The organism is Paenibacillus sp. P3E, from assembly GCF_001909045.1.
Lineage (GTDB): Bacteria > Bacillota > Bacilli > Paenibacillales > Paenibacillaceae > Paenibacillus_AQ > Paenibacillus_AQ helianthi.
The window spans coordinates 1-7,077 of sequence record NZ_LVWH01000045.1; the positions used below are offsets into that span (position 1 = coordinate 1).

The 7,077-nt window shown below is 38.9% G+C and carries 8 protein-coding genes; 3 read left to right on the forward strand and 5 right to left on the reverse strand.

Features of this window, described 5'->3' with window-relative positions:
• Positions 1-125 precede the first annotated feature (125 nt).
• Complete coding sequence (locus tag A3842_RS06225; RefSeq protein ID WP_074083368.1) at positions 126-1,340, forward strand: ROK family protein; 1,215 nt, start codon at positions 126-128, stop codon at positions 1,338-1,340.
• 128 nt (positions 1,341-1,468) lie between these two features.
• Here A3842_RS06225 and A3842_RS06230 read toward each other — a convergent pair whose 3' ends face one another.
• On the reverse strand, positions 1,469-1,924 hold the full coding sequence (locus A3842_RS06230) for a DinB family protein (RefSeq protein ID WP_074083367.1): 456 nt from the start codon (positions 1,922-1,924) through the stop codon (positions 1,469-1,471).
• Positions 1,925-2,227: 303 nt separating this feature from the next.
• Between A3842_RS06230 and A3842_RS32405 the strand changes: the two genes are divergently transcribed.
• Both A3842_RS32405 and A3842_RS06235 read left to right on the forward strand, forming a co-directional pair.
• Positions 2,228-2,374, forward strand: a complete 147-nt coding sequence (locus tag A3842_RS32405; protein ID WP_178381887.1) for a hypothetical protein — start codon at positions 2,228-2,230, stop codon at positions 2,372-2,374.
• A 73-nt stretch (positions 2,375-2,447) separates the two neighbouring features.
• On the forward strand, positions 2,448-3,887 hold the full coding sequence (locus tag A3842_RS06235; protein ID WP_074083366.1) for a beta/gamma crystallin-related protein: 1,440 nt from the start codon (positions 2,448-2,450) through the stop codon (positions 3,885-3,887).
• 96 nt (positions 3,888-3,983) lie between these two features.
• Here the strand turns inward: A3842_RS06235 and A3842_RS06240 are convergent, their stop codons facing one another.
• The 4 genes from A3842_RS06240 to A3842_RS06255 all read right to left on the reverse strand — a co-directional run bounded on the left by A3842_RS06240 (position 3,984) and on the right by A3842_RS06255 (position 6,952).
• Complete coding sequence (locus A3842_RS06240; RefSeq protein WP_074083365.1) at positions 3,984-4,610, reverse strand: HXXEE domain-containing protein; 627 nt, start codon at positions 4,608-4,610, stop codon at positions 3,984-3,986.
• Between the two features lie 24 nt (positions 4,611-4,634).
• On the reverse strand, positions 4,635-5,216 hold the full coding sequence (locus tag A3842_RS06245) for a TetR/AcrR family transcriptional regulator (protein WP_074083364.1): 582 nt from the start codon (positions 5,214-5,216) through the stop codon (positions 4,635-4,637).
• A gap of 365 nt (positions 5,217-5,581) precedes the next feature.
• Positions 5,582-6,028: a MarR family winged helix-turn-helix transcriptional regulator gene (locus tag A3842_RS06250; RefSeq protein ID WP_167374783.1), complete on the reverse strand. Its 447-nt coding sequence runs from the start codon at positions 6,026-6,028 to the stop codon at positions 5,582-5,584.
• 222 nt (positions 6,029-6,250) lie between these two features.
• On the reverse strand, positions 6,251-6,952 hold the full coding sequence (locus A3842_RS06255) for an SDR family NAD(P)-dependent oxidoreductase (RefSeq protein WP_074083363.1): 702 nt from the start codon (positions 6,950-6,952) through the stop codon (positions 6,251-6,253).
• Positions 6,953-7,077: the final 125 nt, after the last annotated feature.

A 7,077-nucleotide genomic window follows, 5' to 3' on the forward strand; every position in this document is an offset into this window, starting at 1 on the left:
ATTTAATGGTTGTAATTTTGTAGAATAAAAATTAAATGCAGTGGAACTATGATTAAAAAAGTTGGATAATAAACTATAACTGTTTGGATTGGTTTCCTACAGATCACATATCAAGGAGAAAAAATATGCTGAATAAATTTGAGGGCTTATCCTCACCTAAAGCAAAAAATTTGAAGCTGCTATATAGCTTAGTACGTAGATTGGGTCCTGTTACCATTAATACATTAACTGAACATACTGGGTTTAAACATGTTACTTGTGGTCGTTTACTGGAAGAGCTCGTTGAGGAAGGTCTTATCTATGATAGTGGGATTGGAAAATCAAGTGGTGGACGTAAACCATTAGCCTATATTATTAAGCCAGATTCGTACTATTTAGTTGGTGTAGAACTAACAAGTCTATTTACTACGATCTTACTCCTTGATTTAAAGCTTAATATCATAAGCGTTGAAAAATTAAAAATGACCTCTGAATGCACTGGAGAATTCACATTAAACTATATTGCAGCATGCGTTGATCAATTATTAGCTCAGAATCACATTCCTAAAGTAAATTTGTTAGGTATCGGTATTGGTGTTCTCGATTCGTTCAACCCCGATATAGGTGTTATTTCACACCCTCAGCACTTTCCTGCAGGTGGATGGGATCTGAATATTGTCAATTCCTTAAAAGCCAAAACGGATATACCTGTATTTTTAGAAAACGGGACTAACTTAGCTGCTCTTGCTGAATATCGTATGAACTATTGGAAAGAGACAGACAATTTGGTTTTTGTATCTAGTGATATTGGAATTAGGTGCGGGATGATCTCACAAGGAAGATTAATCAGTAGTAAACGTGAGGTGGAGGATACCTTTGGACATATCATTATTGATATCCACGGTCGGCGTTGCTCATGTGGTTCATACGGATGTCTTCAAGCTTACAGTAGTTTGCCAGCTATTCGTGAGGAAATCATCCGACTTATAAAACGCGGAAAATCTTCCATGCTGTCATATGAAGTTAATGATGTTGAGGACATTGATTTATTTCATATTTTACACGCTTTAGAACAAAACGATGATCTCTGTTTAGCTGTGGTAGAAGATGCTGCCTATTATTTTGGGATTGGCCTTAGTAACTTGATTTTTTTATTACATCCTGAAATTGTAGTTTTCGGAGGCACACTAGTGCCGAAACCGCGTTTTTTTGATGTCGCTGCTAAAACTGCACAGGACCGTATAAGTTCTCATCCAAATACTAAAGTCGAAATAATTAAATCAACAGCAGCCTACAACATTGTGGCTCAGGGGGCTGGTTGTATGGTGTTGGATTATTTCACTGAAGAAGTACCTGTATAAATAAGGATTCAAGTTCCAAATCAGGTGAGAAAACACCTTGCAAATGTTAAGCAACCAGCCACCGAAGTTCGGCGTCAGTAAATTCCTTAATAATGACTATCTCATTCCGAGTAATGGTGATTTTGGCCCTAAAGTCTCGTGAACGTAATGTAATCAACTTGAACAGGCTCTGCGGATTCGAGCCGAAATGCTCGGTTGATCTGTCCCCTGTGATATTGTCCATGTAGGAGGACCTGCGACAGGATGTCCCGGACGGACGTTCGGAACGGAAGTCCGCTCTGGTTCTTATAGTCGATCATCCCGTCCAAATCGGATTCCTCGAGCCCCTCGATATAGACGCGATACCGCTCTGCGTTTTCTTCGAACATCGTCCGGATCGCCGTCAGGTCTGCAGCTTCCTCCCACAACGAATATTGCGGGCTGCCCTTGCCCTGCAATCGGGACAGCCAGACTTGTTCCGCGACCGCGATATGCCGAACCAGCATCAGCAGGTCCTTGTTCTTCGTCTCATTCTTCTCGAGCGCGTCCAGGATGCGTCCGTCCGCCCAGTACAGGTGATCCATCATGCACTTGATTGTCTTCATTTCAGTTTCCTCCTCTTCATCTCATCGATTACTTGAAATTACTTGAACCTACTGTTTCCGGTAACAGCTTCTCCAGTTTTGGAAAGTCTCTAGGCCCACTAAGAAATTTATATCATATTTACAACCTTGCTTTAATAAGTTTAGTTGGAAATTGTTTTACAAAATCTGTGAGGAGGACTAGGGTTTGGAATTTGATGAGGACAAGGCAGTCCCTCATATTTAGGACACATGTTAACCCCTTAAATGTACGCTAAAAGATATTTGTTTAGAAAATCACACCATATTTTTATAGGAGGATTACCTATGAACTTAAATGAAAATTCTTCAAATTCAGCAGAAGGTGCACAGTCACAAACGATGAACGGCCACAGTCCTTTATTCGATCGTTTAAGCACAGAAGGAAAACCTTACTGGGACTATATTACAAAATATTCCCCCTGTTATTTATGAAGATATTAATAAGGATTTTGCTGGTGGGATAGCGGATTTAATTGCGAAATTTAATGCAGATGGGAACTGGAACATGGCTGATCAATGGGAAACAATAGGAGTAGTCCCTCAAGTCCCATATGTATATGCTTCTGTTCAAGAAACGAAGACACATCTCTTTTTAGGCTATTATTTTTATCATGCTCGTGATGATGGTCCTTTTCCCGTCGAACAACACGAAAATGACTTAGAAGGAATGATGATTGCAGTTCGAAAAGATGGAAACCACGGTGTTCTTGTGGCAATGGAAACAATTAGTCATTCAGACTACCTACGGTATCGTTTAAAAGACTCTAATGTGCAGCCAGGATACGGTGGAATTGAAAGTACTTCAGTTCGATACTCTGAAGTAACCCATCCAGAGGTATTTATAAGTTCAAATGGTCTTGGTGATAACCATGGGCATGGTGTGAGAGCTTATACTAGTAACGAAGATGTTGGCGATGATGGGATTGTCTATAAATTTGGAGAGCCTTCTTATACTGGACAGCCTAATCAATTTTCACCAAAATGGAAACACACTTATAATTATGGAATCCTGCCAATAGATGAATTATGGGAGAGGAAATTTCAATATAACAACACGCCTTTTCAATCGTTTGGTGTTTTTCCAAATACGCACACAAGCAACAACAATGCAAATGCCCCTTGGAACTGGTCTGATAAAGACCAAGATGGAACGCTAGGAAAGGGAGTTTTTTTCACTGATCCAGCTTATTTATTTGATATTGACTTTAATGGATTAGGGACATTCTCGCATGAATATGTATACAATCTTTATTGGACACATAAAGTAACACTCAAGTCTGTCACCCCTAAAGTTTATAAGGACCCTAGCAATAATCTACCTGATATATATATTAGTATGGACACATATCCATTAAGTGAAAAGAGATATATAAGTGAAAGAGTGTGGATGAAAGCGGATGCTACTTTAAATATACCGCACCCCGTCATTTTTGGGGGTGACCAAAAAACCGCTGATACTACTTTTTCAGAGCGTACGAGTACACTTCATATCGCAGTGTCTAATAGGAATCCTCGATTGTGGTTGGAAGTAAAGGATTATGACTCATCATCGTCAGACGCGGATGATGATATGGGATCTGTTGTAATTCCCTTAGATACAGGGAATATTGCAGGAAAAGCCGATTTATCAGAAGCGATAATTGATTATGAAGTGATATCAAACCCGAGTTTTCCATTAGCGCAACAGGGGGTCTATATTTACAAAGATTCTAACTTTTCAGGGACCTCTATGCAATTGACAGGTAATGTTACGAACTTTAAAGATATTGGTATGAATGATGCAGTGAGTTCTATTAAGATTGTTGGACCTTATGATGTTGTAGGTTACTCAGATGCGGACTTTAAAGGACGTTCCTCAACATTAGTAACAAATGATAATCTAAGTACTACCGATCTTAAAAATGATGCCATGTCTTCAATTCGAATTACTCGAAGAACTATCTAGAATAACCTCAACTCGATGGCTGAAGCGGCAAGTTTATAAAAAAAACGACTATCCTAACAAATGGATGGTCGTTTCCTTTATCCAAATCAAGAAATTTCACCGTCTCTTATATGTTCCCAATTGATGTTGTGAAAATATCTGAACGGAGTTTTTATTTTTTAGCCAAGTGTTTCCTTTCACAATGAAAATATAGACGGCGATGACAAAATAAATTGTACTCAAAATCCAGTCCATTAAGGACACTACATCATGCTTATATACGAAGTTAATATACCAGATCCCAATTGGTAAATGTACAAATATTGCCGTAAACATTCCTGGATTGTAAATCTTTTTTGCTTTTATATTTAGGACAATACCATGAAAAATGATCTGGAAAAAACCCATTAAAACAGGAGCCATCCCCAGCCATACTACTGAGGGGAAAAATACAGGGAGCAAGTAAAACAGATAGGCGATGCCCACATTAATTATCATTGCTGACTGTTGGTTTAACGGGTATCTCTCAGGTGATTCACTTTTGAACAGAACCGTGTTGAATACGCCTGGAAAGTAACCCGGCCAACGATATTCCTCAAACTGATGAAGAAGGATAGCCACGAAGCTTAACCATAAAATACTATTAATCCGCGGAACCGTTCCCCAATTCATCGAAACAAAAATGCATACGAGAATTCCAATGAAGAGCCCTAAATCCTGCCAATATTTTCTTAATAAATTCATTTGATTCACCTCAATCCTAGTTTTTCACTGCAAGTATCTATCAAAAAGCAAGTCAATTTGTTTCTCTATAGGTGCAATCTTCACGGAAGCCCCTGTTTCTAGAATAGGACTCATAAGCGCCGGAAGAAAAAGCGCTCCAAAAATCTGCATCGTCATTGTCATCAGGTGCTCTGGCTGTTGTTCATTAGTTAACTCTTTTAACGTACTCTGGATCTTAGGAAATCCCAATAAGTTTAAAAATGACCCATATTCATGTTGCGATGAGAAAACAGTCTTACCCATTAGGATGATTCTAGAGAGCAATTCGGGATACTGACGGATGACTTGCAAATAATCTAGTAAGAATTGCTTCAATCTAGCTCGTGGTGATAGAGAAAAATCAGAAAGTACAGCAAAGGTATGCTGAAAGCTGTTCAATATCAGCTTAACGGACTCGTTCATTAAGTTATCTTTGGAACCAAAGTAATAGTTAACTAGGGCGACATTCGTACCCGAGGCTTCTGCGATTTTTTTTATGGTGATACTTTCAAAGCCTTCTTGTTTGGTTAGCTCCAGTGTGGCGCGCATAATCTTCTCTTTTGTTTCCAATTTTTTATCTGTTTCCATGTGTAACCTCCAAGTATGTGAGTTTGAATTGAACGATCCGCTTAATTTAAATGTCATTTAAAATGTTATTTAAACTTAGTATAGCAATTATTTTTCTTTTTGCAAGCTTGATTCTGACAAGGATAAATGGTGAGGCTCGTGATAGCGGAAACCTTTACACAACCTGTTCTTAACGTTCTAAATAACATCTCAGCCGAATGAACTCCATACCGGAATAGCCCAGGTTGGGTAGGTTGTGGCAAGGAAATAACACTGCTCGAGAAAGAATACACCTCCTTGTCTGTATCTGCGCAAAACAAAAAATCCGCACACAGCGCGGATTTCAATGAGTATATATTCGCTAGTAAGAAGGTGTTTTGTTCTGATTAAACGTTTCCCTTCATTTTTTCAACATTTCTATTTAGCTGTACTAATATTTTCCTTAGCACGGTAAGCTCTGTATCACTAATATCAGTTAATAGTTCCTCCGCAAAATGCTCTTTCTCCTTTTGTGAAGTTTCGATTAATCCTCTTCCGCGATCCGTTAATTTAACCAGAATGATACGGTTGTCCCCATCTTTTTTTCTTCTTGATACGATCCCGTTATCTTCAAGCTGTTTGAGATGTCTAGCGACAGCTGCCTTGTCAAGGGTCACTTTTTTCTGTAAGGCACTCTGACTGATTTCGGTTTCTTGATATATTAATGCGAGTATTTCAAAGCGAGATTGGCTGATACTGATGTAAGCATCGAATGTAGTGTTTATGGCATTGTTTACACCATACATTTGGTATAACAGCGTGGCTTTCTGTGACCAATCTTTGCTCAAAACCATCCCATCTTTCTTAATCGGATTTTATTACTACAGGCTTGCAAATGTAATAGACAATATACAACGTAATTTCTTTACAAGCAAGTCTGCCTAGAGCCATAACGATCCCTCTTCGTGCATATGGAAGTGATATCATCCAAAACTAAAAGCCCTCTCTCCGGTGGAGAAAGGGCTATCCTAGAAGTTGAAGTCGTTCAGAATGTATAAGTGAATCTTATTATTCAATCAGTATACTGCTAGCGTGCCGTCGTAATTAATGACCTCTCCATTGTGATTTTTATCATCCAAAACAAAGGAAAGAATAAATTCTGCAGCTTGAGCAGTTGTTTTCACGAAATCTCCTGTCATATTACCATTTAAATCTGTTGAAACCGCCCCAGGCATCACTGAAAAAATCTCTACAGGTATATTCTCCTTCTCAAAGCTCATTCCCCAAGACTTTGTCATGACATTTAAAGGAGCCTTAGATGTTTGATAGGCAAATGCATTGAAGTAAGGTAACGGCTCAATAGGTATACTGATATTTTGAATAGTGCCTCTATTGGCAATCAATAAGGGGAGCAAGCCTTTTGAAAGTGCAAAAGGACCGATAAAATTAACTTGATGAGTTACCTGCAGTTCTTCAACCGCAAATTCCCATCCAAGTTTATGCATATCGCCTGGAATACCGGCATTGTTCACCAAAAGCGTCAACTCAGGGAAATTCTGCTTAATAATTGTCACTGCAATATCAATACTCTGTGGGTCAGCAACGTCCAACAAAACCAAATGTGCATCACCAAATGCTTGGAGGGCAGTTACTGCTGTTTCGCCCCGCTCCTGATCGCGTGCCCCAACTAAAACACGATACCCCGCTTCTAACAATTGCTTTGCAATCTCGAATCCAATCCCTTTATTCGCACCAGTTACTAATGCTGTCTTTGTCATCTGTTATTCTCCTTTTTCTACGGGCAATCTTATGTTCATTACTCCGTAAACTGTATCCCATACTTCCTGTTATCTGAAACATAATTGTTGATAGATCAACGGTTGATCTATCAACAGTTTATGAT

Excerpts from the sequence above, each read along its gene's own strand:
- A3842_RS06235 (WP_074083366.1), top strand. The coding sequence starts at position 2,448 with ATGGCTGATCAATGGGAAACAATAGGAGTAGTCCCTCAAGTCCCATAT.
- A3842_RS06240 (WP_074083365.1), bottom strand. The coding sequence starts at position 4,610 with ATGAATTTATTAAGAAAATATTGGCAGGATTTAGGGCTCTTCATTGGA.
- A3842_RS06245 (WP_074083364.1), bottom strand. The coding sequence starts at position 5,216 with ATGGAAACAGATAAAAAATTGGAAACAAAAGAGAAGATTATGCGCGCC.
- A3842_RS06250 (WP_167374783.1), bottom strand. The coding sequence starts at position 6,028 with ATGGTTTTGAGCAAAGATTGGTCACAGAAAGCCACGCTGTTATACCAA.
- A3842_RS32405 (WP_178381887.1), top strand. The coding sequence starts at position 2,228 with ATGAACTTAAATGAAAATTCTTCAAATTCAGCAGAAGGTGCACAGTCA.
- A3842_RS06225 (WP_074083368.1), top strand. The coding sequence starts at position 126 with ATGCTGAATAAATTTGAGGGCTTATCCTCACCTAAAGCAAAAAATTTG.
- A3842_RS06230 (WP_074083367.1), bottom strand. The coding sequence starts at position 1,924 with ATGAAGACAATCAAGTGCATGATGGATCACCTGTACTGGGCGGACGGA.
- A3842_RS06255 (WP_074083363.1), bottom strand. The coding sequence starts at position 6,952 with ATGACAAAGACAGCATTAGTAACTGGTGCGAATAAAGGGATTGGATTC.